The organism is Mesorhizobium sp. WSM4817, assembly GCF_055811135.1.
Genome location: NZ_JBVVQQ010000110.1, coordinates 1 through 876, shown reverse-complemented (window position 1 = coordinate 876; position 876 = coordinate 1). Strand labels below are relative to the sequence as shown.

At 62.3% G+C, this 876-nt stretch carries 1 protein-coding gene; it reads left to right on the top strand.

From position 1 onward, the window contains the following. The coding region (locus tag AC0L2K_RS34930; protein ID WP_473533652.1) for a transposase at nt 1-876 on the top strand (876 nt) is incomplete at both ends.

Below are 876 nucleotides of genomic sequence, written 5' to 3'. Positions count from 1 at the left end.
ATGTGCACATGGGGAATGCGCACGACGAACGTTCACCGATCGACTGCCGACGGTAGCTGATCCATACGCGCGTCGGACGAGAAGGGTCCTTGAGATTGTCGGCCTGCTTGGCCACAGCGCTGGCGGTCGTCCTGGCGAGCGCTTGATGCAACGGCTCGGCATGCCGGTCAGCGACGACACTATCCTGCGGCAGTTGAAGCGGGATGCCGCGAGTGCTCAACGCAATTCCGACATACGAGTGGTCGGTATCGATGACTGGAGTTGGCGGCGGGCGACGAGCTACGGAACCATCATGGTCGACCTCGAACGCCGCTCGGTCGTCGACATACTGGACGACCGCAGCGTCGAGAGTGCCGCCAAGTGGCTTCGGAGTCATCCTTCGTTCGAGATCGTCAGCCGGGACCGCTGTGGCCTGTATGCGCAGGCCACCCGTGAAGGCTCACCGAAGGCCCGGCAGGTCGCCGATCGGTTTCACCTGGTCCAGAACCTTCGCTCGGCCATCGAAGAACAGATGAGCCTTTCCGGGCGCGCCACCAGCAGAGCCCTTCTTTCGGAGGATGCAATTGTTGACGCCGCGACACATCGCCGGCGCGCCCGTTTCGCGCATAGGCAATCTCGCCAGGAGATATTCGACATGCTCCATGCCTTGCGCCAGGAAGGGCTGTCCTACAGCGAGATCGCCCGACGGACCGGCTATGAGCGTCGCAGCGTAACGAAGTGGCTCAAGTTCGAGGCTCCGCCAGACAGGCGACGAGCGGCACTGAACTCCACATCGCCTTGGTATTTCGAAGCCTTCCTCACCCAATGCTGGAAGGATGGGAACCGCTGCGGCCGACACCTGTTTCATGACGTCAAGCAGCGCGGCTACACCGGCAG